The organism is Gemmatimonadaceae bacterium (assembly GCA_036003045.1).
Lineage (GTDB): Bacteria > Gemmatimonadota > Gemmatimonadetes > Gemmatimonadales > Gemmatimonadaceae > JAQBQB01.
Window position 1 is genome coordinate 1 of the sequence record DASYSS010000086.1, and the last position, 26976, is coordinate 26976.

General features: G+C 66.1%; 28 protein-coding genes. 7 read left to right on the top strand and 21 right to left on the bottom strand.

The genetic code is table 11. The annotated features are described in order from the left end of the window. Nucleotides 1-1382, top strand: a 1382-nt coding sequence (locus tag VGQ44_19350) for a S41 family peptidase (GenBank protein HEV8449001.1), incomplete at its 5' end; no start/stop codon positions are given. Here VGQ44_19350 and VGQ44_19355 read toward each other — a convergent pair. The 4 genes from VGQ44_19355 to VGQ44_19370 all read right to left on the bottom strand — a co-directional run bounded on the left by VGQ44_19355 (nucleotide 1289) and on the right by VGQ44_19370 (nucleotide 6282). Beyond that, nucleotides 1289-2638 carry a hypothetical protein gene (locus VGQ44_19355; protein HEV8449002.1) on the bottom strand — a complete coding sequence of 450 codons (1350 nt, stop codon included), beginning with the start codon at nucleotides 2636-2638 and terminating at the stop codon, nucleotides 1289-1291. The two genes, VGQ44_19350 and VGQ44_19355, sit on opposite strands and share 94 nt — an antisense overlap. A gap of 24 nt (nucleotides 2639-2662) precedes the next feature. Next, nucleotides 2663-4606, bottom strand: a complete 1944-nt coding sequence (locus VGQ44_19360; GenBank protein HEV8449003.1) for a hypothetical protein — start codon at nucleotides 4604-4606, stop codon at nucleotides 2663-2665. 63 nt (nucleotides 4607-4669) lie between these two features. Further along, nucleotides 4670-5752 carry a hypothetical protein gene (locus tag VGQ44_19365; GenBank protein HEV8449004.1) on the bottom strand — a complete coding sequence of 361 codons (1083 nt, stop codon included), beginning with the start codon at nucleotides 5750-5752 and terminating at the stop codon, nucleotides 4670-4672. A gap of 248 nt (nucleotides 5753-6000) precedes the next feature. After that, nucleotides 6001-6282 carry a hypothetical protein gene (locus VGQ44_19370; protein ID HEV8449005.1) on the bottom strand — a complete coding sequence of 94 codons (282 nt, stop codon included), beginning with the start codon at nucleotides 6280-6282 and terminating at the stop codon, nucleotides 6001-6003. A 378-nt stretch (nucleotides 6283-6660) separates the two neighbouring features. Between VGQ44_19370 and VGQ44_19375 the strand changes: the two genes are divergently transcribed. Further along, complete coding sequence (locus VGQ44_19375; protein ID HEV8449006.1) at nucleotides 6661-7584, top strand: alpha/beta hydrolase; 924 nt, start codon at nucleotides 6661-6663, stop codon at nucleotides 7582-7584. A 34-nt stretch (nucleotides 7585-7618) separates the two neighbouring features. Here the strand turns inward: VGQ44_19375 and ligD are convergent, their stop codons facing one another. The 3 genes from ligD to VGQ44_19390 form a co-directional block, all read right to left on the bottom strand. After that, nucleotides 7619-8563, bottom strand: a complete 945-nt coding sequence (gene ligD, locus VGQ44_19380) for a non-homologous end-joining DNA ligase (GenBank protein ID HEV8449007.1) — start codon at nucleotides 8561-8563, stop codon at nucleotides 7619-7621. A gap of 62 nt (nucleotides 8564-8625) precedes the next feature. After that, nucleotides 8626-8970 carry a hypothetical protein gene (locus tag VGQ44_19385; protein HEV8449008.1) on the bottom strand — a complete coding sequence of 115 codons (345 nt, stop codon included), beginning with the start codon at nucleotides 8968-8970 and terminating at the stop codon, nucleotides 8626-8628. A gap of 82 nt (nucleotides 8971-9052) precedes the next feature. Then, nucleotides 9053-9550 carry a VOC family protein gene (locus VGQ44_19390; protein HEV8449009.1) on the bottom strand — a complete coding sequence of 166 codons (498 nt, stop codon included), beginning with the start codon at nucleotides 9548-9550 and terminating at the stop codon, nucleotides 9053-9055. Nucleotides 9551-9764: 214 nt separating this feature from the next. Between VGQ44_19390 and VGQ44_19395 the strand changes: the two genes are divergently transcribed. Next, nucleotides 9765-10094 carry a PadR family transcriptional regulator gene (locus VGQ44_19395; GenBank protein ID HEV8449010.1) on the top strand — a complete coding sequence of 110 codons (330 nt, stop codon included), beginning with the start codon at nucleotides 9765-9767 and terminating at the stop codon, nucleotides 10092-10094. Between the two features lie 130 nt (nucleotides 10095-10224). On the opposite strand, the gene VGQ44_19400 is transcribed toward VGQ44_19395, so the two are convergent. The 4 genes from VGQ44_19400 to VGQ44_19415 form a co-directional block, all read right to left on the bottom strand. Beyond that, nucleotides 10225-11556, bottom strand: coding sequence for an ankyrin repeat domain-containing protein (locus tag VGQ44_19400; protein ID HEV8449011.1), 1332 nt, complete (start codon nucleotides 11554-11556; stop codon nucleotides 10225-10227). Nucleotides 11557-11694: 138 nt separating this feature from the next. After that, entirely contained in the window at nucleotides 11695-11970 is a 276-nt protein-coding gene (locus VGQ44_19405) for a DUF3303 family protein (GenBank protein HEV8449012.1), read from the bottom strand. A gap of 19 nt (nucleotides 11971-11989) precedes the next feature. After that, nucleotides 11990-13414 (bottom strand): tetratricopeptide repeat protein, encoded by a 1425-nt coding sequence (locus VGQ44_19410; GenBank protein HEV8449013.1) that lies wholly within the window; start codon nucleotides 13412-13414, stop codon nucleotides 11990-11992. 279 nt (nucleotides 13415-13693) lie between these two features. Continuing rightward, a complete protein-coding gene (locus tag VGQ44_19415) occupies nucleotides 13694-14266 on the bottom strand; it encodes a hypothetical protein (protein HEV8449014.1) in 573 nt (190 codons plus the stop codon). 131 nt (nucleotides 14267-14397) lie between these two features. Between VGQ44_19415 and VGQ44_19420 the strand changes: the two genes are divergently transcribed. From VGQ44_19420 to VGQ44_19435, 4 genes are read left to right on the top strand one after another with little or no spacing between them, the layout of a single operon-like run. Continuing rightward, nucleotides 14398-15435 carry a hypothetical protein gene (locus VGQ44_19420; protein ID HEV8449015.1) on the top strand — a complete coding sequence of 346 codons (1038 nt, stop codon included), beginning with the start codon at nucleotides 14398-14400 and terminating at the stop codon, nucleotides 15433-15435. 35 nt (nucleotides 15436-15470) lie between these two features. After that, nucleotides 15471-16019 (top strand): RNA polymerase sigma factor, encoded by a 549-nt coding sequence (locus tag VGQ44_19425; protein HEV8449016.1) that lies wholly within the window; start codon nucleotides 15471-15473, stop codon nucleotides 16017-16019. Between the two features lies 1 nt (nucleotide 16020). Continuing rightward, a complete protein-coding gene (locus tag VGQ44_19430; protein ID HEV8449017.1) occupies nucleotides 16021-16515 on the top strand; it encodes an isoamylase early set domain-containing protein in 495 nt (164 codons plus the stop codon). Then, a complete protein-coding gene (locus VGQ44_19435) occupies nucleotides 16515-17186 on the top strand; it encodes a hypothetical protein (GenBank protein HEV8449018.1) in 672 nt (223 codons plus the stop codon). Before VGQ44_19430 ends, VGQ44_19435 begins: the two co-directional genes overlap by 1 nt. A 38-nt stretch (nucleotides 17187-17224) precedes the next feature. Here the strand turns inward: VGQ44_19435 and VGQ44_19440 are convergent, their stop codons facing one another. The 10 genes from VGQ44_19440 to VGQ44_19485 form a co-directional block, all read right to left on the bottom strand. Next, the gene (locus VGQ44_19440; protein HEV8449019.1) at nucleotides 17225-17908 is read right to left on the bottom strand and encodes a class I SAM-dependent methyltransferase; all 684 of its coding nucleotides are present in this window, start codon (nucleotides 17906-17908) and stop codon (nucleotides 17225-17227) included. A gap of 126 nt (nucleotides 17909-18034) precedes the next feature. After that, nucleotides 18035-20398, bottom strand: coding sequence for an ABC transporter permease (locus tag VGQ44_19445; protein ID HEV8449020.1), 2364 nt, complete (start codon nucleotides 20396-20398; stop codon nucleotides 18035-18037). A gap of 94 nt (nucleotides 20399-20492) precedes the next feature. Further along, on the bottom strand, nucleotides 20493-21185 hold the full coding sequence (locus tag VGQ44_19450; GenBank protein ID HEV8449021.1) for an isoprenylcysteine carboxylmethyltransferase family protein: 693 nt from the start codon (nucleotides 21183-21185) through the stop codon (nucleotides 20493-20495). Between the two features lie 5 nt (nucleotides 21186-21190). Beyond that, nucleotides 21191-21766 carry a GNAT family N-acetyltransferase gene (locus VGQ44_19455; protein HEV8449022.1) on the bottom strand — a complete coding sequence of 192 codons (576 nt, stop codon included), beginning with the start codon at nucleotides 21764-21766 and terminating at the stop codon, nucleotides 21191-21193. Between the two features lie 7 nt (nucleotides 21767-21773). Further along, nucleotides 21774-22457 (bottom strand): class I SAM-dependent methyltransferase, encoded by a 684-nt coding sequence (locus tag VGQ44_19460; GenBank protein HEV8449023.1) that lies wholly within the window; start codon nucleotides 22455-22457, stop codon nucleotides 21774-21776. 33 nt (nucleotides 22458-22490) lie between these two features. Then, nucleotides 22491-23207, bottom strand: coding sequence for an ATP-binding cassette domain-containing protein (locus VGQ44_19465; protein ID HEV8449024.1), 717 nt, complete (start codon nucleotides 23205-23207; stop codon nucleotides 22491-22493). Further along, complete coding sequence (locus VGQ44_19470; protein ID HEV8449025.1) at nucleotides 23204-23512, bottom strand: hypothetical protein; 309 nt, start codon at nucleotides 23510-23512, stop codon at nucleotides 23204-23206. Before VGQ44_19470 ends, VGQ44_19465 begins: the two co-directional genes overlap by 4 nt. A gap of 53 nt (nucleotides 23513-23565) precedes the next feature. Then, a complete protein-coding gene (locus VGQ44_19475) occupies nucleotides 23566-23901 on the bottom strand; it encodes a gamma-glutamylcyclotransferase family protein (GenBank protein ID HEV8449026.1) in 336 nt (111 codons plus the stop codon). Between the two features lie 16 nt (nucleotides 23902-23917). Further along, a complete protein-coding gene (locus tag VGQ44_19480) occupies nucleotides 23918-26623 on the bottom strand; it encodes an ABC transporter permease (protein HEV8449027.1) in 2706 nt (901 codons plus the stop codon). After that, nucleotides 26623-26970: a PadR family transcriptional regulator gene (locus tag VGQ44_19485; protein HEV8449028.1), complete on the bottom strand. Its 348-nt coding sequence runs from the start codon at nucleotides 26968-26970 to the stop codon at nucleotides 26623-26625. Before VGQ44_19485 ends, VGQ44_19480 begins: the two co-directional genes overlap by 1 nt. Between the last annotated feature and the right edge of the window lie 6 nt (nucleotides 26971-26976).

The window sequence follows — 26976 nt, forward strand, 5'->3', positions numbered from 1 at the left end:
GCGCCTCGCCCGAGGTCGTCGGCACGACGATCAGCCGCGCCGACGCGATCGCCGACATCGACACGATGATGCGCATACTGGAGGACGTTCACCCGGATCTGTACGCTGAGCGCCCGCGGGATTCGGTCTCCATGGCGCGAGCGCGCATCGTGGCCGGCCTCCCACCGTCGATGAGTCGGGCCGAGCTGTGGGTGCGACTGGCGCCATTGACGGCGTCGTTGGGCGACGGGCACACGAGCGTTTATTTCCCGGGCGAGGAAGTCTCGCGGATGGTCGCCGGCGGCGCGCGGCTGTTTCCGCCTCAGGTCGTGCAGGACGACGCTGGACACCTGATCGTCGCGGCACCGGTCGCGCGGGACGTGGAGATCGAGGCCGGCGACCGCATCCTGTCCGTGAATGGGTTAAACGCGGACTCTTTGGTACGGGCCTGGACGAACGAGGTGAGCGGCGAGAGCATGCGTTTTCGCGTGGCCGGCGTGACGAGCGGGTTCAGGAGCATGCTGTTGCTTCATTCGATCGGCGCGCCATACACGCTCCAATTCGAGCGTGCCGGCGGACCACCGCGGCGTGCCGTGCTCGCGGGTCTGACCCAGGATTCACTCCGGGCGCTCGTCTTGGGGAACGCGGCAGGGAGACGCCGAACCGCCACGCCAAACTTCAGCTATGAGAAGCTCTCGCCTGGCGTCGGATACATGAATTTTCGAACGATGGGCGGCGACCCGTCGGTCTTTCGCGGCGACGTCGCGAAGATGTTCGCGCAGGTCGGCGCGGATTCCGTCCAAACGCTCTTCATCGATCTCAGAAGCAACGGCGGCGGCGATTCACGCTTGGGGGATGAGCTCCTGCGCCATCTCACCACCAAGCCGTACCGCATGGGCGGCGGCAAACAGTGGAAGATGAGCGGCGAATACCGGACGTACTTCAAGACATGGGTGCCTGCGCCGCTCCGCTGGATCCATGCGTGGAATTTCTTCGGAGTGGGCCGCCAGCTGATGCACGGACCCGACGGCAAGATCGTCGACCTGCCCGAATCGGCGGAGGCGCATTCATCGGCCGGCCCGTTCTTCACCGGTAACGTGTGCGTGCTGATCGGACGACAGACGTTTTCGAGCGCGGCGGACTTGGCCGACGGGATCAAGACCTACCGTCTCGCGACGCTCATCGGCGAGGAAACGGGCGGCCGGCCGAACGGCTTCGGCGAAGCCTACGTGTTTCGCCTACCCAAGTCGCAGCTCGCGGTGTCGGTGTCGTCGGCGCGATTCGTCCGCGCGAGCGGCGACACCTCGGATCACCGAGGCGTCGTCCCCGACGTCGCGGCCGGACCGTCCGAGCTCGCGGCGTCCACTCTCTCGATCCAGTCGCGCAACTGCTCGAAGTTCTGAGCGCCGAGCTTTTTGTCGACGAGCAGACCGTCGCGGAACAGAAGCGTCGTCGGCATCTGGTTCCGTGCTTCCGTGAGCGCGAGCCCCTTACCTGACAGCGGGACGCGAGGAACGCTGGTCTGGAACGCCGTCCACTGGCGCGTGATTTCGGCTTCCGAGCTGCCCGGGTCGGCCGCCGCCTCGATCGAGACGTCGGCGTGCGCGAAATAGTCGCGAGCTTGATCGAGGTTCGTGAACGCTTCCTGGCTGTGCGCACTCCACGGCGCCCAGATCATCACGACGTTGACCCGGTGACTCGGTCGTGCCGCGGTCCGGAAGATGTCGTCCCACGTCCGGCGATGGGGCAATGGCTCGGCGACGGCTGGCAGCGGTTGCGATGGAATGTCGAGCACGTTGCTCGCCATCATGAAGCCGCGATAGTCCGGTCCGTCGTAGCGGAAGCAGAGACGCCCGTCCTTCGTCCAGCTCGGGAACAGCGCCGAGCCCGCGAGCCCCGGGAGCGTGCGAATCGTGTGCTGCTGCAAATCCACGATCTGAATGTTGTATCCCGAACCCTGCGGCTTGAGCGAATGGAACGCGATGTAGCGCCCGTCCCATGAGAAATCGGCCTTCGCGCCCTTGATGCCGGTGTCGAAGATGTCGTCGCAGTTGTCGAGACCGCGCACGACGATGTTGCCGTCGACGAACGTCGTGATGCGCTTGCCGTCCTTCGAGATCAGCGGACGTTCGCCGGTGCCGATCTTGTCGCACGATTTGACCTTCTGGATCGGCAACACGGCTTTGTTGCCCTCGAGATAGTAATAGTTGCTCGTGATGGTGAGGATGAGGTCCTTCCCGTCGCGCTGCGCCCAGCTGTAGTAGTCGCCGAGGCCGGGAGGCGCGACGTTGCGCGTGACCTCGTTGGAGCGCGTGTCGCGAATCGAAACGCTCGGGCCGCCCGAGTAGATGACACGCGTTCCGTCGAGCGACCAGTACGCGTCGATGCCGTCCTCGCTGAACAGAATCTTCTTCGACGCGAGATCGACCATCGTCTCCGCGGTCTTGATGCCGTTGGGATGGCGCGCGTCGCTCTTTTCGGACGCGTACACGAGCGTGCGTCCGTCGGGCGAGATCCGCGCGTACGCGAACACGCCTTCCTTGGGCTTGAGCGTGAAGAGACGCGCGTACTTCGGCCCGGCTGTGGGAGCGCGCGCGCCGAGCAACAACACGCCTGGCAGCGCGAAGAAGAGAGCGGGGCGGGCGTGGACGAGGCGCATGAGAGGACTCTCAGAGAGGGCCGCTTACTGGCGGCCGGTGGTCCGAATCGACGACAGGTCCATCGTGTAGACCCGCGGTGTCGTGACGTCGTTCGTCACATACAACACCGTCTTGCCGTCCGGCGAGAGTGAGAGCTCGCCGGTGAACGACGGGATCGGAATGGTGAACAGCTTTTGCACCGCCTTGGTATCCACCGTTATCGCGTAGACGCCGACGTCGCGCTCTTCGGCCCACGGCAGTCCCATGACGACGACCTGCGAGCCGCCCGGCAGCACGCGCAGCCCAGTCGGGCCGTTGAGCATCTGAAAGGGCAGCTCGATCGTCGTGCGCCCGGTGCCGTCCGACGACACGACCTCGATGGCGTCGAGGTCGCCGTCGGCGGTGCGGCTCTTTCTGACGGCGAATCGGCTGGCCGTGCCGGACGAAGTCGGGTAAGGCGGCACATAACGCCCCGGGGTCTTTGGGAGCAGCGGAGTCTCGACCGAATCACCATCGATGACGAGACGCTTCAACTCGCCGCCGACCGAAACGAGCGCGGTCTTGGAATCGATTGCGAAGCCCGTGTTCGGAGCCGGCCCGATCACGAACTCGCGAAGCACCCGCGGAGGCGAGCTTCCATTCAATTCGATTCGTAGAAAAGACAGGTGCCGCGTGGCGCCGGCGCCGACCGCCGACGAGAGCACCAGCTCTTGGGAATCCGAAGTCCAGACGAGCAGTCCGCCGGTGAGACGGACGGTCGCGAGGCGCTGAACCTTGCCGGTCGCGATCTCCACGGCGGTCACGTACCGGTCGTTGTTCGGCAGACCTCCGATGTACGCGATCCATCGCTGGTCGGGAGACCACGCGCTCGCGAACCCCGATCTGTCGGATAGGTCGATCGACGCGCGGGGCGTGCCGTCGGCACGATTGATTCGAAGCTGGCACGCCGACGGCGAGCAGCGAAGCGACGAGATCATGCTGCCGTCGGGCGACCACGTCGCTTCGGTGATCGGATCCACCGAATCGTCGAGCAGCCGACGCGAGCCGTCGGCGATGGAGAAGCTGCGCATCCGCCGCGTGTCGCCGCGGTCGGAGAAGAGCAGCGTCGTGCCGTTCATCCACCCCTCGGCGGTCTGTCGCGGAACGAGCGGGAACGACGTGAGTTGTTTTCCCGTCGTGTCGGCGACGATCATGCGACCTGGAAAGCCGCCTTCGGCGTACGCCAGCAGAGAACCGTCGGCCGAGAGTCCGGGCCATCCGCCACTGACTTTGGATGCGACCGTCGTTTCACTCTTTCCGTCGATGGCGACGCGATGGATGCTCCCGGTCGTCTGCTTGAATTCCTCGTGGAGCGGGAGGCAGCTCCATTCGGGATCGCATGCCACCGGAGGATTCACGCCGTAATACAGCGAACGGCCATCCGGCGACCACCGGATGCTGCTCACGCTCGCGCGCATGGACGGGACGACGACGCGCTCCGGCCCGCCCATTAGGGGAACGATCACCAGGCCTTGACCCACGCCGACCGAATCGTCGGCCGCGAAGGCGAGCCACTTTCCGTCATTCGAGATCGACGGTGTGTCACCCTGCCGAGCGCTCGCTTGGCGAGCCGGCCCCGTCGCTTCGCCGGATCGCGGATCGAGCGGAAGAATCCAGACGTACTGGTCGGCGGAACCGGCGCTGACTTTCTTGAACGCCAGCGCGTTGCCGGCGGGTGACACGGCGAGATCCCACGCCTCGCCGTCGGCGAGCCGGACGTTGCGTTTGCCGGCACGATCGTACATCCACACGGCGCGCGCCGAGTCGCCGTAATAGACGCGCCGCGCGTCCGGCGTGAGGACCATCTGCGTGACGCGGACGTCCACCGGAAGCGCGTCGGTCAGCCGTGTCTGCGTCGGCGTTGCCGAGGCCGGCCGCGCGGGAGAGGTCGGCGTCTGTGCGGCGAGCGAAGTCGACGCGATCGCGAGCAATACCACGTGGCGCATCATGAACCGCGTGCTCCCGCGAAGGAGGTTCGACGAAATATCAGTGCTTCTTGAAGACTGCGCCAGCTAATTGCCGCGCGTCGGCGCGCAGCGTCGAACGTGTCGCACGAGTACCGTCGCCGGGACCCACGACTGCCACTTCGAAGGTCCAGTGCCCGGATGTCGCGTCGATTGAGTCGCGAGCCGCATTCCGGGCCACACGACGGTCTCGGTGTCGCGTCCGAAGGACGAAATCGCGGGCGGTCCCGCTGGCTTGGCCAACGGGACCGTCTCGAACGCAGAGAAGCCGCCTGGTCCCCACGTCCCTGAGAGAATTCTCGAGTACTTCATGTCGAGTCCGTTGACGTCGTCGGTCTGCAGCATGACGATGCGCACGCCATCGTCCTCCGGGGCGAGGTCGAAGCTCACAACGTCGCCGGGCACCATCGTCTGATCGAGCTGAAACGATTTGAAGTCGCGCGTCGTGGCGTGATGCAAGGTCACCGAATCCGGAGCGAGGCCGCGCCAAAAGACGTGAAAGGCGCCGTCGTGAGTGTGCGAAGGAATTGGTGCGGATCCCTCACGGTCGAGCACGCGAGTCTCGGGACCCCACGCGCCGCTCCAGGGGCGGTGACGAACGTAAAGTCCCGGACTCGCCGGGTCGCCCGGAATTCCTCCTGTCGACGCGGGCATATGGAAATACGCAATCGTCGCCCCCGACCGGTCCATCGCCGCGGCGAGCGGAAGCTCCCAGACCGGCTTGTGCGGCACGCTGAATCGCGCGACGTCCCACGTCCCGTGAGCACGAATGCCGGCAACCACGCCTGAGAACTGGTCGTCGGCGACCGGCAAAGCAACGATGACGTCGTCGCCTGCGGACGCGACGACATTTGGTCCGGGAAGAACGCTGAACGGAGCCGAAAACCCCGAGTCGGGGCGCGACCATCGAACGCCGTCCGTTGTGGCGTGGACCAGGTGTCCAGTTCCGAGCGTCGTCCAAACCACGTGGACCGTTCCGCGCAAGCCCGGAACGACCCACGCGTCCTCTCCGGCCACGTCGCTCATGAAGGGAGGCTTCGTGATCGGCGCCGCGTGTCCGTTCATGTCGAATGAGACGCCGAGGAGTCGTCCCCACGACCGCTGCGTCTCGGTATCGGCGTACGTGCTCATTCTGTCCGCGATCAGCGCCGTACCAGCGTCAAGCGGCAGCAAAGTTGGACCTTCTCGCCTTCCGCCGAACCCGAATGACGCTCCGTTGACGAACAGCGTTTCGGGACCCGTCCATTCCCACGTGCACGCCGAGCGATCGCTCAGTTGTTGCGATTCGGCCGGGATTGGGGAGCTCGATCGGGAACACCCGGCAAGCGACACGAGCGAGACCAACGCGGCGATCGCGCAGCGCGACCTCGCGGCGAGGTTCAGGACAGATCGATCTCCCTTCGGCCGCGGAGCGACGAAAGGAGCGCCACCACCGTGAGAACGATCAAGAACGGATCGATCACCAGCAGGTCGACGCGGCTGCACGAGTCCGGACAGAGCACCCCTAAGCTCATCAAGAACTCGTAGACCGCGTAGGCCGTCCAGATGAACGCGGCCCCCCACACCGTCGCGCGGTGGGTTCGAAGGGCGATGGCGAAAAACAGCGCGGCAGGCACGAACGCCGCCAGCGGCCACTCTCGCAAAAAGCCTAGCACTAACATGACCTGATGCCCGAACGGTTGTGCGACGGTCGACCCACGAGACGCGCCGAACGATTGTCAGACCTGCGACACCCCGAGAGGCCTCTCGCCCCGCAGGGGATTGGGTTCCATCATTAGATACGAATCCGGACAACCCGCTGCCTCACTCATTTCATTGCCATGAGACTCAATATTGCGCTTGCCCTGTTCGGTCTCGCTACACCCCTCGGCGGGGGCGGTCTTGGCGTAAACCTCGGTGCCGGCAGGTTCGGCCCCCTCAGCCCCCTCAGCCCCCCCAGCCCCCCCAGCCCACCCAGTTCCCCGGCCGCCGCGCCGTGCACGACGGCGACGGCACCGTGCGAGCGCTGGATCACCTTCGGTTCGGGGCCCGCCCGATCGATGGTGTACGCGTCGTACCCGCTCGACGTGGTCGACCCGGCGATCACGCGCGCCCTCGTCATGGTGCACGGCGCCGGGCGAAACGCGGACCACTATTTCGAGACCAGCACCGCCGCCGGCTTCCTCGCCGGCGCGCTCGAGAACACGATCATCGTCGCGCCGCACTTCATCGCGGGGCGGGACAAGCCGGCGGCCAACGAAGTGATGTGGCCGGAAGGGCAGAACTCGTGGCGCTCCGGCGGCATGTCGCCGACGAACCCTACCATCTCGTCATTCGATTTCTTGGATGAGATCATCCGCAAGCTGGCCGACAAAAAAGTCTTTCCCAACCTCACCAAAATCGTCGTCGCGGGTCACTCGGCCGGCGGGCAGGTCGCGACGCGGTACGAGATGACGAGCAAGACGTACGGGACGCCGGGTGTGAGCATCACGTACGTCGTCGCCAATCCGTCGACGTACGCGTGGCCCGCGGCTGTGCGTCCCCTGCCGACAGGAAACGCCGACCCGGCGACGGCCGACAAAGAAGCGCTCGGCCCCGACGGCGAGAAGGTCAACACGAGTTTTCAGTTCGGCGCGTTCGATACGACGAAAGCGCGCAACTACAATCGCTGGCCCGCGGGCCTCGAGAATCGGGCGGGCTACAGCGCAGGCCCGTCGAACGAGCAACTGGTGAAACAGCTCGTCGACCGGCCGACGACCTACCTGCTTGGTCAGGTCGACGTGCTACCCCTCGGCGGCTTCGACGGATCGGCGAACGCTATGGCGCAGGGTCCGACACGGCGGGCGCGAGGGGAAGCTTTCTTCAAGTACGTGACCGAAACGCTCGGCGCCAAGCACAACGCGATCATCGTTCCCGAGTGCGGGCACAACGATCGCTGCATCTTCACGACGGACATCGTATTTCCGGTGATCTTTCCCAAATAGCGGCGAAGGCGGGGGGCGTCCAAAGAGTTGCGCGTTATGTCGCCGTCTCGCGAATGACTTGGCGCGCTGCTTTGTCCGAGCGCAGCCCGAGGAAGCGCGGATGTCGAAGCTGCCCGTCTCTCGTCCATTCGGTGAACCCGATTTGCGCGACGAGGTCGGGGCGAACCCAATGGACGCCGCGGGTCGGCGTCCTGCCGCGAACGAACGGGGATCGCACGCGCTCTCGGGACGCGAGGCGGGCGGAGAGGCTCTTTAGAGTTCGCTCGTCGAAGCCCGTTCCCACCTTACCCGCGTACACGAGCGACCCGTCGTCGTAGTAGCCGAGCAGCAGGGCACCCAGGCCCGAGCGCGCTCCGGCCGGGTCCGTCCAACCGCCGATCACCAGCTCTTGCTCGTTCACGCACTTGAACTTGAGCCAGTCGCGCGAGCGTCCGGACTCGTAGCGTGAGTCGGCGCGCTTGGCGATGACGCCCTCGAGCCCGTTCGCGCACGCGTCGCGCCAGGCCTGTTCACCGTCTTCGGCACGGTGAGCCGTGAAGCGCAGGCGCCGGTTGAACGAAAGGAGACGCCGCAAAACGAGCTTTCGATGCAGAAGCGAGAGCCGGGTGAGATCGAAGCCGCCGGCATAGACGACGTCGAACACGTAGAGGTAGACGGCGACGCCGGTGCGTTTCGCGCGGACGGGGTCCCGGAGCTGCATTCGGCGCTGGAGCCTGGCGAAGCTGGTTCGCTTGCCCTCGAATGCGACGATCTCGCCATCGACGACGTAGTCGCCGGCGGGCTGAGCGCGAAAGGCTTCTTCGATCTCGGGATATTGGCGGTTGAGAGACAGCTTGTTGCGCGAGAGCAGCCGAACACCACGACGGTCCCGGAATACCAGACAGCGGACGCCGTCGAATTTCGGTTCGAAGATCCAGGCCGGGTCGGAGAAGCGCTCTTCGGTGAGCGTAGCGAGCATCGGCGGGACCCACCTGGGCATCGAACGTTCTCGCAGCCGAGACCTCGCATCCGCGGGCAGCGTCGCGAGCGGGGAGGAGGCGCTCAATGGGTGGCGTGCGCCGCGTTGTCGACGATGGCGTCGGCCCCCTCGGAGTGCGCGCAGTGCGCGCAACAATAGAAGGAGCCGTCGGCCTCGACCCCGTGGCCGATGACCTTGCAGCCGCAGTGCTCACACACGGGCGCCAGCTTCTGGATGGCGCACTCGAAACTGTCGAACGTATGCGCCTGTCCGGCGGTCACCACCTGAAACGACATCTCGTAGTCGTTGCCGCACACTTCGCATATGGCCATGGCGGATTCCTCGGCTGTGGGGGAGCGACGGATCGCACGGCCGAGATCGATAGAGTCTCGAGCCTCGTGCGACGCCACGGCGGGGGCGAGCAACATGTGTGCTAGACGTGAGAGCGCGCCGGCGCGGGACGCCGGCGCGGGACGCCGGCGCGCTCTCGGATAATTCCGCGGCAGGGAATCAGGCGTGCGTGCCCTGCGCCGCGAACTGCTCCATCCATGCGTCCTGACGCTGCTTCAACTCGTCCGATGTGAGATCCTCTTTGTGGGTGGCGATCGTCCATTGGTAGCCTTCGGGATCGATGATCGTCCCACAGCGATCGCCCCAGAACTGATCCGACATCTGGCCCATCGGTCCGTCGGCGGGCTTCGCACCGGCCGATTTCGCGCGGTTGTACAGCGTGTCGGCGTCGTCGACGTACACCCAGAGCCCGATCGGCGACGCGCCGAGGGCGTGGGCCGACTTCGCGCCCATCATCGCGTCGTGGAGCATGACGCTCGAATCGCCGATTCTGATTTCGGCGTGCAGAACCTTGCCGTCCGGTCCCACGGCTCGAGATCTTTCTTCTGCGCCAAAGGCGCGCTTGTACCAGTCAATGGCCTTGGACGCGTCGTCCAGAGTGAGCGCCGGGGTGACCGTGTGGAATCCTTCCGGAACTGCTCGCTTTGCTTTCGCCATGTGTCGCCTCCTGAGATGAGTCGGGGCGCAAGCCGCGGCGTCGAGGCTCGCGAGAGGGAATCCGCGCTGCAAAGACTGCGCCCGGCTCGCGGGCCGGCGACCAGTCCGCGCGTAAGAAACGTGTCGCGCAAAAGCGGCGCGCGCTTCTCCTCCTCTTGATTACCAACTGGAAGGCGCGTATCGTGTCTCCACTTGGTAGCCAAGTGGTGACCGAATGACCGACCGTTCCACCGACCTCATCGCCGGCACGCTCGACATGCTCGTGCTCAAGAGCTTGAGCCTCGAGCCGATGCACGGCTTTGGCATCTCCCGCCGCATCGAGCAGATCACGCAGGGCGTGTTCAAGGTCAACCCTGGGTCGTTGCTGCTGGCGTTCCAGCGCATGCAGCGCGCGGGGCTGATCGCGCCCGAATGGCGTGCCTCGGACAACAACCGCCGCGCAAAGTTCTACAAGCTCACACCGAAGGGAAAAAAGCAACTCGAGTCCGAGCGACGCGACTGGCAGCGGCGAACCGCCGCCATCGCGCGCCTGCTGGAAGCGTAGACGCCGTCGAGAACCACAGGGGGCGCATGAGCTGGCCATCGATCGCAGAGGGATTGCGCCGGTCTGTTTGCCGCCGCGATCGATCCAATCTCGGCGTTGAGACAGGAGTAGATCGCGCCAGCCAGAACTCCTACGTCGCGCTTCCCGCGCCGTGATGTCGCAAGAGCGCGTCGATCCGCTCGTCGCCCGATGGGTACGCCGCGTTCACGTCCGCGCCCGCGGCGATCAGCGTCTCGAGCATCGCGGGATAGTCCACGCCATTCACGGGCATGTGAACGGCGAAATGGATCGTGGAGTCGAGTACCGTCCCCTTCCAGACGTTCAGCACTTCGAGCGGAGCGCCGAGCGAGAGGAGGCGATGCACGACGGTCGTCATCCCGTTCGGCGCCGCCCAGTGTAGGGCGGTCATGTCGTAGCCGTCCTTCGATGCCGGGTCGACGCCCAACTCGAGCAGAAACTCCGCGACATTTGCTCGCGCGAACTTGCAGGCCCACGCGAGGGCGAGCTCGATGTGTGCGGTCGGATCGTCGGGCAGCTTCCGCCATCGAGGCGCGACCAGCGGAACACCAGGAGCGACCGAGCTCTTGTCGACGACGAAGCGTCGAATGAGATCGATCCGTCCGAGCGCGGCCGCTGTGACGACGTTGTCGATTCGCGCTCCGCGTTTGGCCAGCGTCTCAGCGGCATCGCCGTAGCCGAAATCCAGTGCGGTCATGATCGGCGACTCGTCGTCACCGACTCCATTCGCCGCGGCTCCGTAGTCCATGAGGACGTCCACGAGCGCCGGCATCAGGCCGGCTCCGGCGGGATGCGCGCTGGAGACGAGAAGGTTCATCGTCGTCTGCCAGTAGCCACCACCGTATGTCTCAGCGGCGGCGTCCACTTCGGCACCGGCGTCGAGCAGGAAGCGCGCGATCGCCACCGCGTTCTTCGGAGTCATCTGGCGGAAGTCCTCGACGCCGTTGGCTGCGACGTAGTGCAGAAGCGTCGCGCGGTGGACGCGGCGAGAACGCGCTCGAATGAGCGATGGATTCGCTCGCACGAGCGACTCGAGCGTGGCGAGGTCGCCGCTGACGACGGCGTCGGCGGCGCGCTCGAAGTCGTCGTACGGTCGCCGCTTGCCTTCGGCTTCCTCGACGTGCTGCGCGAACGCCCCCCAAGTCGCGAAGCCGTGCGCTCCGGCGATGAGATGTTGGGCGTCGGCGAGGAGAAACGGCTTCGCCGGCGCCGATCCTCCGCGTTCGTTCACCCGCGATTCAATGTGCTCGACCGCCCGGCCGATGCTGTCGCGCACGAATGGCGAGATCGAAGCTCCGAGGGAGGCGGCGAGCGATTCGAGCCACTGTCGAGCCCAATCCCGAACTGCTGATGGGTCGGTCGATCGGGCGGCGTCGACGAGTGCCTTCGCGCGCTTCTTGTATTGCTCGAGGCTAGGCGACGGCGGGAGCGGAAGCGTATCCATACGAAGCTCCTTTCAAGAGTCCGCCCGGAGTCCGCTCTGGTTGGGCGTGAAGGAGTTCGTACGCTCTCGATTGTCGAACTGACGGGTGGGCATGGCCCTTTCCGCGGACTGGATGCGCCCCTCGCGCTGAGGGGGAGGCTAGGCCTCCCGGCGCGGCGAGTCAAGCACGAGCGCCGCGGCCTCGGCCGACGTGACCACGGGGTGGACCTCGAAATCCACGATGTCCCGCCACGCGCCCATCCATTCGTCGAGCAACGCGCGATCGTCGCATTCCATCACTTGATAGCAGTGCGCGAGATCGGGAGTGACCCAACTCCCGAGGTAGCGCAGTCCGTCGGGCGCGAGGCGTCCGCCGCTTCGAAATCGAGCGTAGACGGGCTTGGCGTCACCGTTTCGAAAATGCTCGACGATCATGTAGATCACTCGCCCCTCCTCAGGCCGCCGACGCGACCGCATTCGCCGCCGCCGAGCGGCGTAGACGTTCCTGTCGCATCACCCCCTTCAGGAGATGGTGCTCGATGGCCTTGTTGATCGGGCTGAGCGAGAAGATGATCGCCATCTTCACGCCGAGCAGCAGGAAGTAATTGTCGTTGTTCAGCAGGCGCAGCGCGGTCCCGAGAATGGCGTCCTGGAAGATGAACAGCACGATCGCGACGGCGAGCGTCAGGGCTTTCGCCTTGCGCCCGATCTTCGCGCGCGTCAGCTCGTCGATCGAGTCCCGGAGCTCGCGATTCGTTCGCTCGATCTCCGCCTTCTGCCGCTTGATCACGACGTTTTCCTTGCGCGTCTGTTCGGCCTCGAACATCGCTTTCGCGTCGGCCAATGTCCTGGCGTTGTCCTCTCGCTCGATCTGCTCTCGCAGCTCGTGAAAGCGCTTGAAATGAGACAGGCTCTTGTCCGGGAGACGCATTCGTTCGTAGAGATCGGACAGTTGCCGGTGTACCTGGGCGATCTTCGGCTTCACCTTCAGTTCTTCGGCCGCCGACAGCGCGCGCTGAAGAAGCGCGCGAGCGTCACTCCAGCGAGCCCGCAAAACCTGGATTTCGGCGAGCCGCAGGAGATTCGTCACCGCGCCGGCCAGCAAGTGATGCTGCTGGCGAATGTCGAGCGCCTGCTCGCTCAGTGCCTCGGCCTCGTCCAGACGCCCGGCGCAGAAGTGAAACGAGGCCAGCTCGGTCAGCGAGTTCGATATGTGCAACGGATGTGCATTCCGTTCGGCCAGCGCGAGCGCGCGGTGGAACATCTCGGTTGCCTCGGCGTCGTTCCGCTGGCGCATGTAGACCCGGCCGAGCCCGTGTAGCCCGTAGATGCCGAAATAAAAGTCGTCGGCCCTGGCGCTCTCCTCGTAGGTGACGTTGTACATCTCCAGCGCCTCGTCGAGATGTCCCATCTCGAGATGGATACCGCCCATGCTGTTGGCCGTCGCGGCGAGGAAGATCGGGTACGTGCCCGACGCCTTGAGCAACTCGAACGCCTCGAACAGCACCTTGAGCGCGAGATCGAAGTTCCCGAACGTGCGATAGATGGCGCCGATCAGCATCGCCGATAGACCCAGCCCGTCCGGATCGTCTCGCTCGGAGAAGGCCGCGCGCGCCTCGATGATCAATTGGAGCGAGGCGTGGAGCTCTTCGGCGATGAACTGGTCGATCCCCTGGAGGAAGATCGCGTACGGCCGGGCGAACTCCGCACCGTCGGCCGCGTCCGCCCACTGACGGAAGTCATCGGCAAGAGCGCGGCGCTCATCCCGTGCGACGAAGCGAAATCGTCGTAGCGCGCGAGAGAAGTGGGTGTGCAGCTCCGACGGCGAAGAATTCCGGACGGCGGCGAGGTGCTGCGTGACCTCTTCGAGGTCCGTCATGGCGTTGCCCAGCGCCGGGCATGGAAGAACTCGCCAGAATGTGCACGGCACCCGGCCACGGAAACAACTCCGCTGATCTCAGACTCGCGAGCCGGCGCCTCGGCCGCTCGACTCGATCCTAGCCTCGAGCAGAAGCCTCGAGAAGAAGCCTTCAGCTCTACCTGCGACTCGCAGTTAGGGCTCAAAGCTCCTGCTCGAAGCTGCCGCTCGAGGCTAGGCTCGTTCCGCCGCCCGCGATGCCCGCTCCCAGCCGGAACCGAGACGGTCGCCGTTGCGCCGTTACCGACCGTGTAGCGTCACGAGAACCCTGACCGGATCGACGTACGCCTGGCTGATGATCACCGAGGCCGGTCCAAAGTTGGTCCCCGCCGGGCCAGCGACTTTGATCAGGTATTGACCTGTGCCTTTGAGATTCGGCACCGCGAAATCGCCATTCGCGTCCGAGATTCCGTTCCCGACGAGCGTCTGGTTGATGTTCACGGTGTCGGCGCCCGGATGCGGCGTGAAGGTGAACGTTTGTTCGTACACCGAGACCGCGGCACCCGCGATGGGATCGGTGGCGAGCGTGTCGGTGGCGCCGGGGCGCGGCGAGCCGACGTGGACTTGCAGCGTGAAGCTCGCGACTGGCTTCGGATTGGAGTTCGGCGGGGTGAGGTTGGTGTCGGGGTGTCCTCCCCCGGGATTGCCCGGCGGTGTCTTGCTGGAATCGCCCGACGATCCGCCTGCTGAAGTCGATGGATTCGGGCCGGTCAGGCTCGTTTGCGAGCCAGTCGTGTCGCTGCAGGCGCCGATGACAACCACGATGGCCGCGGTCATCAAGGTCGCGACCCGGCTCGTCACAACTCCGTTCATTCTCCCTCCACGATGTGAGACTTGGTGAACACGCCGAGTGATACCTCGAACCGCCGTGGTGAAGTCACTGTCCGGTCGCTGTGACTTTTCTCGGAAATGCGAGGGTATACGGCGGTAGCCAGGAGTGTGTCGTGAGCGACTTCGTGAGTCGTTGGTGCGGCAGGAGCCCCGGTTTGCGTGGCCTCATTCTTGTCCTCGCGGCGGGCGGCTGGACGCGGGTCGGCGGGCAGGTCGCGTTCAACCCGTCGGCGCAGTTGTGGCCGAGTAGCGCGGACGCAGCGCGTCCGGCCGTCTCTGTTTTCGGAAGCGCCGTCGCGTGCGCGCTCGTCACATGCGATCCTGCGCCTTCGTTCGGCCTCGATGTCGGCGTGCGGGGGCCGCTTCGTGTGGCGGTCGCCGGCCCGCGATCGACGCCGCAATTCGGCCTCTCGTATTCGTGGCGACACGTCGACATCGCGACACGCGTTGGGCAGGGGATGACGATCCCGTTCCTGCTGAAGAGCGGACCCGAGGACATGCAGGTTCACTTCGATAGCGACTCGTTTGGCCGCCTCCAATCCGAGACGACATATGTCACTCATGCGGCTGCCGCGCATTCAGCGAAATGGTCGTCGGCCGAGGCCAGGGTCACCTGGCGGGAAGACCGGTGGTGGGCGACCGCGCTGGTGAGTCGTGTGGCGATCGCGCGGCAAGGATCCGGGCTGTTGGCCGGGGTGCAACTCGGCGCGGAGCTTGGGCACGGTGTGTCGCTGCTCCTCGGGGCGACGTCGTCGCCGAGACTCCTCGAGAGCGCACAGCCGCAAGCCGGAGGTAGCGCGCTGAGCCTCGGCTTCGGCTTCAACGCCGGGGTGTTTTCTCGCCGATCGAGCGCTGACACGCGGAGCTCTTCGAGTGCCGCGTTTGCGATGTCGTCCATCGGGGCGGGACGGATTCGCATCGCTATCCGCGTAGCCGCGGCGGATTCGGTGGAATTCGCGTCCGACTGCACGCAGTGGCGCCCCGTTCAAATGACCAAAGACGCTGACCGCTGGGTCGTCGAAGTCGCGGCGATCGCCGGGCTTCACCGCGCCAACATTCGAGTCAACGGCGCCAAATGGACCTCGCCGCCGGGGCTCGCGCCGATGGACGACGATTTTGCGGGCGAGGTGGGAATGTTCGTCGTCCAGTGACGTTCGGCGGCCGTGCCGAGGTACCACCAATCGGAATGACGGACGCCGAGTTGGTGCGAAGTACCCTCGATGGCGATGCGCGAGCTTTTACCGAACTGGTCGATCGTCACGCGCCCGCGTGTCTGCGCTACGCGACGCGGATGCTGGGCGAGCGCGCCGACGCTGAAGACGCGGCCCAGGAGGCGTTTCTGCGCGCGCATCGGGCGCTGGCGAGCTACGATCGGCATCTGTCGTTTCGAACGTGGTTGTTCGCGATTCTCATCAATCGTTGCCGCACGGCGATGGCGCGCCGTGCGCGGCGCGAACGAAAGGTGGTCACAGACACCGACGCGATCTCGCTGTCGTTCGTCGCCGATGGCAGCGAAGCGTTGGAGTTGCGCAACGAGATCGAATGGGCGTTGGCCGCGTTGTCGGCCGAACAACGCGAGGCGTTTCTGCTGCACCACGTCGAAGGGCTGGGCTACGACGAGATGGCCGAAGCCACCGGGGCCGGCGTGTCGGCGCTCAAGATGCGAGTGAAGCGCGCCTCCGAACGACTGAAGGTCCTGCTCGAGGAAGGAGCGAAAGTCGATGACCGACCATGAAGTGACATCCACAGACGAACGGCTTGACCCAATCGTCGAGCGCGCGGCGGCGTTGCTGCGACGGCCGGAGCCGGTGGGGCAAGCCTGGCGCGACGCGCTGATGGCGAGCGTCGCTGTACCGGCGCAACGACGGGGTACGACGATGCGCGTGTGGGTTCCGCTTGGAATCGCCGCGGCCGTATGCGCGGTCGTCGGTGTACAGCGGCTCAATGCCGGAAATGGCGGCGATCAAGTGCGATTTGCCGTCTCGGCGCCGAGCGCGAAGCGGGTGTCGCTCGTCGGAGACTTCAACGGGTGGAATCCGACGGCAGTGCCGATGCGCCGTGGCTCGAGCGACGTGTGGGTCGTCAAGGTCCGTCTTCAGCCGGGGCGCCACGTGTTCGCGTTCTCGATCGACGGCGCGCTGCGTGCAGACTCGGCGGCGCCGCGAGCGGTCGAAGACGATTTCGGCGTGCCCGGATCGGTGGTCGTTGTTCCGGGGCGGGGAACCGACTGATGCGAGGACTGACTTCATCGAATCCGTATCGACTCGTGGGCATCGTCGCGTTCATCGCCATGCCGTCGCTCTCGTACGCGCAAGGCGGCGGCACCCAGGCCTGGCCCGCGGCGCCGCAACTGCCGGCGAACATAGAGGTGGTGGTCAATCGCTTTCTCGATTCCGCGCGAACGCGAGGATTGCCGACCAGTCCGCTCACCTCGAAGGCCGCCGAGGGCGTGCTCAAGGGAGCCGACAGCGCGCGAATCGTCAGCGCCGTTCGCAAACTGTTCGATGAACTGGATAGCGCTCGCAAGACGCTGGGCCCGAGCGCGCCGAGCGCGGAGCTGGTCGCGGCGGCGAGCGCGCTGCACGCGGGAGTGACGCCTGCGCAGCTGGCCCACGTCGCTCAACTTGGGAGCGGACAAGGGAAATCGGAGCGGCTGGTGATGCCGCTCGTCGTTCTCGCGGACCTCGTCGCTCGCCGCGTCTCAACGGACGTCGCCGTCGCGTCGCTCGAGACGCTGCTGGCGCGCGCGGCACCGGACGCCGAGTACGCGACCCTTCGCACCGCGATTGAGCGCGACATCGCCAACGGAAAGTCGCCCGACGCGGCTATGCGCGCGCAGAGCGCGGCGGTGGTTCGGACGTTGGACGCGAAAGCGGGGGGAGTTCGGCCGCCCGAAGAATGAGGCGGCGTCTCGTCATCGTTTCGCGCCGCATTCGAATCTCACGACGGCTTTCGTCCGACGGCACAGATCCAACCCTTCGATCGCTCGACCGAGACCTGAACGTCGGAGAAGCCCGCGTTCGAGAGTAGGGCCCGATGCCCGTCGACACTCAGGTAGGTCGCGCCGAGCAGTCCGGTCATCACCGGCCGGAAGAGCCAATCGAAGCTGCGACCCTTGTACGTCTCGGCGAGAATCATGAACGTGCCGCCCGGGCCGAGCACGCGAAGGACTTCTTGCAGATCGGTCGCCAGATGCGGCCAGTAGTAGTGCGTCTCGACGGCGGTGACGACGTCGAACGTCGCCGGCGGAAAGGGCAGGTTCGAAACCGACGACTCTTGCACGTCGACTCGCCCCTCCGCGATACGCCCCGCGTTGTGCTTGCGCGACGCCGCAACGCTCGCCGCCGAATAGTCGACGCCGTAGACCTTGCCCATCGTCGCGATGTCGGCGAGAGTCGCGAGCGTTCGCCCGCCGCCGCAGCCGATGTCGAGCACGGTCGCGTCCCGCGCGATCTCGAGATGGCCGAGCCCCCACTGTGTGAGGCCGGAGTGGCCGCGGTTCATTTGCGCGAGCACGAACCGGCCGAGCAACCACTTCGGCTTCCGGCACTGCCTCGCGAACGCGACCGCCGCGCCCACGGCGACGGCCCACGTTACGATCTGGCGAGCGAGGTGCGGGTCCATTGTCGTTAACGACGAGAACCGACCATCCAAAGTTTCCGCGGGCGTCGATGGCGCGGCCGGCGGGCCGCGCGCGTTACACGCGATCGGTCGGGTTGGACTCCTTGCGTCAGCGACAGCGCCAGGACTCTACTCGGCGCGGAGTGCTCGGAGCGGGTCGATCCGGCTGGATCGATGCGACGGGACGTACGCGCCGGTGAGCGCCGCCGCGAAGACGATCGCTGCCGCGGCGGCGTACGCGGCGGGATCGAGTCGGCTGACTCCGTAGAGCGTGGACGCGACGAAGCGCGTGGCCAAGAAGCCGACGCTCAACCCGACGACGATTCCCGCGAGCGCGACCGATCCCGCGTCAGTCAGCTCGGCCGCTTTCACCTGGAACGGGGTCGCGCCGAGCGCCAAGCGCACGCCGATCTCGTGCGTGCGCGCCGCGACCGTGTACGACATCGTGCCATAGATGCCGATGGCCGCGAGCACGAGCGCGATGCCGCCGAAGATCGTCAGCGCCACGGTCGCGAATCTGCGGTCGGCGGAGCTTCTGGAAATGCGGTCGTCGAGTGTGCCGAAGGTGGCGGGCGTCATCGGCGCGACCTCATGAAGTCGTGCTCGAACCGACGGGATCAACGCCGCGGCGTCGCGTGTCGTGCGGACGAACGCGACCAGTTGGCCCTCGGTGCGCGTCGGGTGCTGCGCGAGCGGCACGTAGATCTCGTTCTGCCCTCCGCGCGGCATGCTCCACAGCGACGCTTCCGCCGCGACGCCGACGATCGTGAGCACCTGATTCCAGAGGTAGTTCGTCACGATCCCTTCGCCGATGGGATTTCGGCCTGGCCAGAGCGCGTTCGCGATTCCCGGCGTGACGATGGCGACCATCGGCGCCCCGGCGCGATCGGCCGACGTGAACGCGCGCCCGCTCACGAGCGGCTGATGCATCACGTCGAAATAGCCGGTCGACACGAGGCGGAATCCGGCCATCGCGGGAAAGTCATGATCGACGGGGTCGGTGGTGCGTCGTACGGGTCCCGCGGTGCTTCCCCAATCGAGCGGAAGGTGGTTCGCGAACGCGACGCCGCTCACACCCGGAAGGCTGCCAAGCTCGTCTCCCAAATGCGCGAGCTTGCCCATGTTCACGGTGTCGTCCGGGACGAGCGACGCCGTGACGACGCCGTGGACCTGAATGCCCGTGTCCGCAGAGAGGATGTTGCGCATCGTGCGAATGAGCAGCATCGATCCAACGAGAAGCACGATCGCCGTGGCGATCTCGAACCCGACGAGCCAGCGCCATACCGACGCGCGCACCGTCTGAGCCGAGCCCCGAGTACCGTGCAACAGAGATCCAGGGTCGCCGCCCGCCAAACGCAGGGCCGGGTACAGTCCAATGAGCACCGACGTGACGACGCTCAACGCGACAGCGAACGCCAAAACGCCGGCGTCGACATGGAGCTCGTCGATCCGCGGAACGAGACCCGTGCCGAGCAGGCGCACGACGCGTGTGAAGACGATCGCGAGGCCGACGCCGAGCGCCGCGCCGGCGACGGCGAGAATTGTGCTCTCGAGAAACAGCTGCCGAACGACGCGTCCGCGCGGGGCGCCGAGCGCAGAGCGCACCGCGAGCTCGCGCCCGCGAGACAGCCCGCGGGCCAACTGCGCGCTCACCAAGTTCGTGCAAGCGACGAGCAGCACGAGCGCGGCAGCGGCGAGCACCACGGTGAACGTCACGCGATACCGGCCGACCACGTAGTCGTGCAGCGGCGACAGATCCGCGTCGACGGCCGACGTCTCGATGCCATACGTCGAGAGTAATGATCGGGACAGCGCGGTCATCTCGGCGCGCGCGGCCATCTCGGTCGCGCCGGGTGCCAAGCGGGCGACGACTCGATAGTTGCGGCACGTGCGACAGGTGCCGGGCTCCTGCTCGTGCGGCCAGTACACGTCGGCGTCGTCGATGAACTTGAAGCCCGCGCGAGCGACACCGATGACGGGGACCGGCGTGTCGCCGACCTGAATTGTGCCCAAAGGCCGGCGCCCGCTCATTTGCGTTTGCCAGAAGTCGTACGAGACCATGACGACAGGAGGGCCGCCCTCGCGATTTTCGTCGGCCGTGAACTCTCGGCCGACGGCGGGCGGGGCGCCCAGCACAGAGAAGAACCCGCGCGAAACGCCCATCGTCGTCACGCGGCTGACGTTCGACCCCACGGTGACGGTTCGCGCTTGGACGAACTGCGCCGAAGCGAGCCCGCTGAACGAATGGCCGCGATTCCGCCAATCGGCAAAGTTGGGGTACGACGCCGCCTGAAGCGCGCCGCTGCGGGTCTTCTCGCGAAGAAAGACCAATCGATCCGGATTCGCGTAGGGCAGCGGGCGAATCAGGACGGTGTCGAGCACCGCGAACGCGGTGGTCGTCGCGCCGATGCCGAGGGCGAGCGTGACGAGCGCGAGGGCGGTGAAGCCGGGCTGGCGGCGAAGAGAGCGGAGGGCGTAGCGACTGGAGTCCATTCTCGGGGTGGATTGAGGTAGGACCACGCCGGGATAGACAGTGCAGGGAGGCCGAGGGTTGGGTAAAATCCTCGAATCGCCGCCGGCCGCGCCGTTACCAGACGTGCGGTATCAACCGAAACGGTACTTTCGCCTTGTAGTCCGCGTAGCCGGCGAGATTCGCGACCAGCATTCGCTCCTCGTCGAACAACCGCCAGATCAAGAACGGCAGCATCACCACGACGCCCATCAGGCCCCACCACGACCCGAGGGCAAGCGGTGTTCCGATCACGTACAGCAACGCGCTCGCGTACATCGGGTGTCGAACGATCGCGTATGGCCCGGTCGAAACGACCGTCTGATTCTCCGCGATCTCGATGGTCGCCGAGGTGAACGTGTTCTCGCGGTGGACGCGAAAAATGAAATAGAAGCCGATCACCACGAGCGCGTCGCCGATGAGAACGATCGCCGTCGAGACGGTGGACCACTGAAAACGGTGGTCGAGCGCCGGAATGACGAGCAGCGCAATGAATCCGAGCGAGGCGCCAAGCATCACGAGCTTCTGCGCCGGGCGTGTTTCCGCAGTCGGTCCGCCGCGCATGCGACGCTCGAGCAGGGCGGGGTCGCGCCGCATCAAGTCGAGCGTCGTGAGCAGCGACACGGTGAAAAAGACGGCGAGATACAACCAGCCCTGCCAATAGCGAATGGTCCCGGCGAGTCCGAAGACGAGCAGCCCCATCACGGCCGCCAGCAGGACGAGCGAGAGCAACGCTCGCGTCGCGAGATTCGACGTCCTCGCTGTCGCCATTGGCCTCAGCGTGTGTCCAGCGTCCAGACCTGCAGCTGGACGGCGGCGCCCTCCGCGCTTTTGGACGGCTCGTCGATCGTCGTCGCGAGCGAGAAGCCCAGCCGTTTGGGAACGGCGGCGCTCGGCTCGTTTCGAGCGTCACACCGGATCTCGAGGTGGGCGAACCGCCCGGTTCGTCGCGCGACGTCGATGATCGCGCGCACCGCCTCGGTCGCGAGGCCGCGCCCCGTTTCGTCGGCGCGAAGCCAATAGCCGATCTCGGCGCGGTCGGCGTCGGCGAACGCGACGCGCCCAGCGGCCGAGCGAGGGAAGAGGTCGATTTCGCCAAGCAGCGTTCGTTCGTCGCTCGTCAGCATGGCGAACCGCCACTCGCGATCGGTCTCGAACTCGGTGCCGAACGCCGCGAGTCGATCGGCGAGCAGCGGAACGACCGAGGGCGTCGCGACGCGCGGCGGAATCCACGGGGCGAGGTGCTCGTAGTTGGCGACGAGAATCGGGTGCAGCGCCTCGGCGTCCGCGGCACGCCAAGGTCGGAGGTACAAACGCTGCGTGCGAATTTCGAGCGGAACGGCGGCGGCCATTCGGCGTTCAGCTCAGCGAATATGAGACGAGGACGCGCCGCTGCTCCGGGAAGCGTCGGATATCGACGGCGCCGCAATATGGAGCGAACGTCGCGCGAAACTCGTCGTCGGAGAAGAAATGCTTGACGACACGGTACCGCGAGCCGTCCGACAGCGCGCGCTCCTGAAGATGATTGCCTTCTGCGTCCCGAAGCGCGGTTACCGACCCGGGCCACGGAGTCTGATCGCAAAACGCGATCCGGGCGCCGGAACGAAGCTGGCGATGCAATCCCTCGAGAAACGCCGCGACACGCGACGCCGGCACGTGGGCGAAGAAGTCGACCGCGAACGCGCCGTCGAACTCTCCGCCAATCGACGAGAGGTCGTACGCGTCGGCACGAACGAACGACACGCGCGATGCGTCGATCTCCTTGGCGCGCGCGACGGCGAGCACCGAGTCGTTGTAATCCGACGCGACGATCGTCGCCGCCGACTGAGCCACCCGTTCGGTCCAGAATCCGGGACCGCACGCGATTTCGAGCACTGCTCGCCCATACATCTCCTGACGAAGCGCTTCGATGACCGGCTCGAGCGCCGCGACAACCGCCGGATCGTCGTAGCCCATCGACGAGTCGTACCACTCGGCTCGCCGCGAGTAGTACAGCTGCATCTCCGCGACGATCGCGTTCGGGGAATCGTTTGCTTTCGTCATCACAGTCCCGGGATATCGGTCGGTCGGTATGGATTATAAGCCGCTCGCCCGGTACCACGTGCCGAGATAGTCCCGCCGAAACTGCTCGTGCTTCGTCGCGATGGCCGGCGGACCGAGCTCATATGTCGTTCCGCTCGTGCACCAGGTGACATGGTCCGCCGCGTCGAGGAGAGCGGATACTTCGTGCCCCGTAATGACGACGGCCGCCCCATCCGCGGCCATCTCAGACAGAACACCGACGATCGCCTCGGCGTCCTTCGGTGGAATGCCGCGAAGCGGCTCGTCGGCGAGGAGACACGTGGGCCGGCGTACGAGCGCCGCCGCGATCTCGGTGCGGCGCAACTCTCCGCCGGAAAGCTGAAATGGACGCCGGTCGAGTACGCCGGGGACGCCCATGCGCGCAACGGCGGCAGTCACGTCGCCGCCATCGAACCGGCGCCGGATCATCTCGAGTTGCCGTCGAATGGTGAACGCATTCGAGAGCAGGTCGTGGTCCGGCAAATAGAACACGCCTCGCAGCGCCAACCGGCGCAGCGAGGCGCGCGGATGCACGCGTCCGTCGCAATGCACCACGCCGCTGTCGGGCGCGATGCGTCCCGCGGCGATCTTGATCAGCGTCGATTTCCCCACGCCGTTGCGTCCGAGCATCACGCGCAGCTCTCCGGCCACGGCGCGCAAGCTCGCAGACGTCAGCACGCGGCGGCCGTCGAACGACTTCCCGACGCAATCGGCGGTGAGGACAGACGTCATCGCAGGCCGCTCTCGATCGCCCGCAGGCTCAACTCGCCGACCGCGGCGGGCATCGCCAGCGCGCCGATGAACACCACCGGGTGAATTGCGAGATTCCCAATCAGCGCCATCTCACGCCGGCGGAGCGTGTCGACGACGCCCAGGGCGACGCTCACGATCACCGCCTCGAGCGCGGCGGCCGTCGACACCGGCAGCGCAGGGAGGCTGGCGAACAACGCGACGATGGCCGCCACGGCGCGAGCCGCGACCCAGCACGTAGCGCCGCGAACGAAGTACGCCTGTAAGTAGGGCCAGTGCGCTCGCATTGCGGGGGTACCCACCGGCCCGGCCAAAGTGCCAGGTCGCCCTCAATCGCCGATCATGACCCCTTGGCGTACACCCACGCCTGCCGGCCCGACGCGAGCTGCGCGAGCATGCGAATGTAGCCGGCCGGTTCGTAGGCGTCGGCCTTCGCCAATTCGTCGTCCGTCACCTCGAACGCCGTGCCGGCAACTCGATGTTCGGTTTGCCCGGTGAAGGTGACGATGGCGTGACGCGCGCGTCCGCTCGTCGATACGAATTTCGGATCAGTGACTTCGAAGATCGACTGCTCGAAGCCGACCAAGTCGTCAGGGAAGCCGTCCAACAGGCGACCGAACGTAGAGAGCTGCACCGCGTCCTGGCGCAGCGTTCCATAGGAGAAGAGTAGGGGCATGCAGACTCGTTCAAGTCTAGGCGCGCATGGCGATCGCGGGGTCGATTCGCGCCGCGCGGAGAGCTGGTATCCAGCAAGCGACGACGCCGATGAGCGACATCAGCAAGGCCACCCCGGCAAAGGTCGCGGGATCGTGAGGCGCTACGCCGAACAACAGTCCGCGCATGACGCCCGCGCCGAAGAACGCCCCGACCACGCCGAGCACCAATCCGCTCACGAGCAACACGCCACCCTCGCCGAGAATCATGCGCTGCACTCGTCCGGAATCGGCGCCGAGGCTCATCCGAACGCCGATCTCGTTGGTGCGCGCGCTGACCGAGAACGCGAGCACACCGGCGATCCCGACGGCCGCGATGATCACGGCGAGCATTCCAAACGACGACACCAGCGCCGCGTTGAGCCGGCGCGGTGACAGCGCCTGCGACTTGATCTCCGCGATGGTCATCACCTGGCCGAGCGGCACGGTCGGCGCGATTGCCCGGACGATGCGCGTCGCCGCCGCGGTCAGCGCGGCGATGTTGCTGTCCGCTCGAACCACGATGCCGCCGCCGATGGCCAGTTCCTGCGCGAACGGCATGTACATGGCCGGCGGATACTCGGCGTCGAGGCCACCGTCACGCGTATTGCCGACAACGCCGACGATCGTGCGCCAATCGCCGCTGAATGGGGTGAAGCGAAGCACGTCGCCGGTCCAGGCGACGCGCTTGCCCACCGGATCCTGGCCGCGGAACAGCTTGTCGGCGAGCGCCTGGTTGATGACGACCACGCTGCCGGCGCCGCGTCTGTCGGTTGCCGCGAACGAACGTCCCTTCAACAAGGGAATGCCGGCGGCGTGGAAGTACTCAGGGTCCGCCGTGCGAACCTCGGCGCGCGGGACCGCTTCGCCGACCGCGAGAACCTTGCCTTCTGCCTTCACCTCGAAACCGACATCTCCGCCGCGCAGCGGAATCGTCGAGCCCACGCCGACCGCGACAACGCCCGGCAGCGCGCGGATCTCGCGAGAGATGCGGTCGTAACCTTCCTTGGCCGCGGCGTCGCCTTGCATGACGCGCGAGAAATCGCCGTCGCCAAGCGAAAGCAGTTGCGCCGGAATGGCGAGCACCTGTTCCGTCTTGAGACCGGTGTTCACTTCGGACAGCTGGACCATCGTGCGCGTGAGAAGGCCGGCACCGGCGAGCAGCACGACCGACACCGCGATTTGCGCGACGACCAGTCCGCGCTGCAGTCGCTGACGCCGTACTCCTCCCGTCGTGCGCCGAGCTCCCGCCGCGATCCAGGAGCCGAACGTGCCTTCCTTGGGCAGCGAGGCGACGAAGGAGAGAAGCAGCGCCACCCCCGTGGAAAGCGCGAGGGCAAAGCCGAGGACGGCGAAGTCCAATCGGATTTCATTCGAGCGCGTCGAGTAGCGCTGTGCGAGCGATGTCAGGAGGCGCACGCCGCCGACGGCGAATACGACGCCAAGCGCGGCCCCCGTGAGGGTAAGCAGCAGATTCTCGACGACCATCAGCCGTCGCAAGCGCAGGACGCCGGCGCCGAGCGCGGCGCGCACGACGAGCTCCTGCTCGCGGCGAACGCCCCGCATCAGCGTGAGATTCACCACGTTCGCGGCCGAGATGATGAGCACGAACGCGGCCGCCGCCATGAGGAGCCACAGCGTCAGGCGCGCTCGTTCGCCGAGTGCCACCTTGAACGGGATCACGGCGACGCGATAATGCGAGTTCGGATCGTACGAGTCCTTGTGGTCGCCCTGCATGCGCGCGTAAACGGCATTCACTTCGGTACGCGCCTGCTCGAGGCTCGAGCCGGACGCGAGCCGGGCGACGACCTCCGTCATACGGTGCGTGCGCCCTTGCACCATCTGGGCGCTCAAGTGGTGTTTGCTCACCACCATGTTCATGAGCGCGTCCATCCGGGTGGGGAAGGTCGGCGCCGGCTGTAGCACGCCGATCACCGTTGCCGATCCGGTTTCGGTCTTGATTTGCTTACCGACGATGCTCGTGTCGCCACCGAAGCGCTTCATCCAGAACTCGTGCGTCAGCACCATCACCGCTGGTACGCCCGGACCGTCGTCACTCGGACGCGTGACTCTGCCGAGAATCGGCGAAAGACCCATCACCTCGAAGTAGTTTCCCGTCACGAGGCCGACGTTCACTCGCTCCGCTTCGCGGTCGCCGCGCATCGTGATCGTCCACGTCGAGTATTCAGCGATGCCGCCGAGCGATTTCACCCCGCCGCGAAAATCCGTGACCTCGGGAACGGAAAAGTTGAGGTTCTCGCCGCCCGGCCCGTCCATCGACTGCCGGAGGTAGACCAGCCGGTCGCCGTCGCGATGCGGCAGAGGCTTGAGGAGCACGGCGCGGACGACGCTGAAGATCGCGGTGTTCGCGCCGATCCCGAGAGCGAGCGTGATGATCACGACGGACGTGAAGGCCCGGCTGTGGCGAAGCGACCGCGCGGCGTACTTCACGTCGGCGACGATGCCGTCCAGCCACGGGAGACCGCGACGATCGCGCACGGCTTCGGCGGCCTGCGTGACGCCGCCCGATTCCAACATCGCCGCGCGGCGCGCGGCGTCGGCATCCATCCCTCGTCGAATGTTCTCGGCGGTCGCCATCTCGACGTGCGCGCGCAGCTCTTCCTGGAGATCGTCGTCGCGGCGCGAGCCGCTGAAGAATCCAGCGACGCGAGCGAGCGCGACACGAATCCATCCGACGACGGCCATCAGGCCTCCCTGCCGCGGCGCGGCGTGAGAAAAGCGGCGATCAGTTCAGCGGTCTCATGCCAGTCGCGCGTCTCGCGAGCCAGCTGCTTCCGTCCGGCTGCCGTCAGCGAATAGAACTTCGCGCGGCGATTGTTTTCGGATTGGCGCCACTCGGCGACGATGGCGCCCTCCTGCTCGAGCTTGAGCAGGGCGGGGTAGAGCGTGCCGTAGTTGAGCGAGAGCCGATGCCCGCTCGTCTCTTCGATTCGGCGCGCGATGCCGTAACCGTGGAGCGCGCCGAGGGACTCGAGAGTTTTGAGGATCATGAGGGCGAGCGTGCCCTGCTTGACGTCGAGCTTGTCGGGCATCCGGGG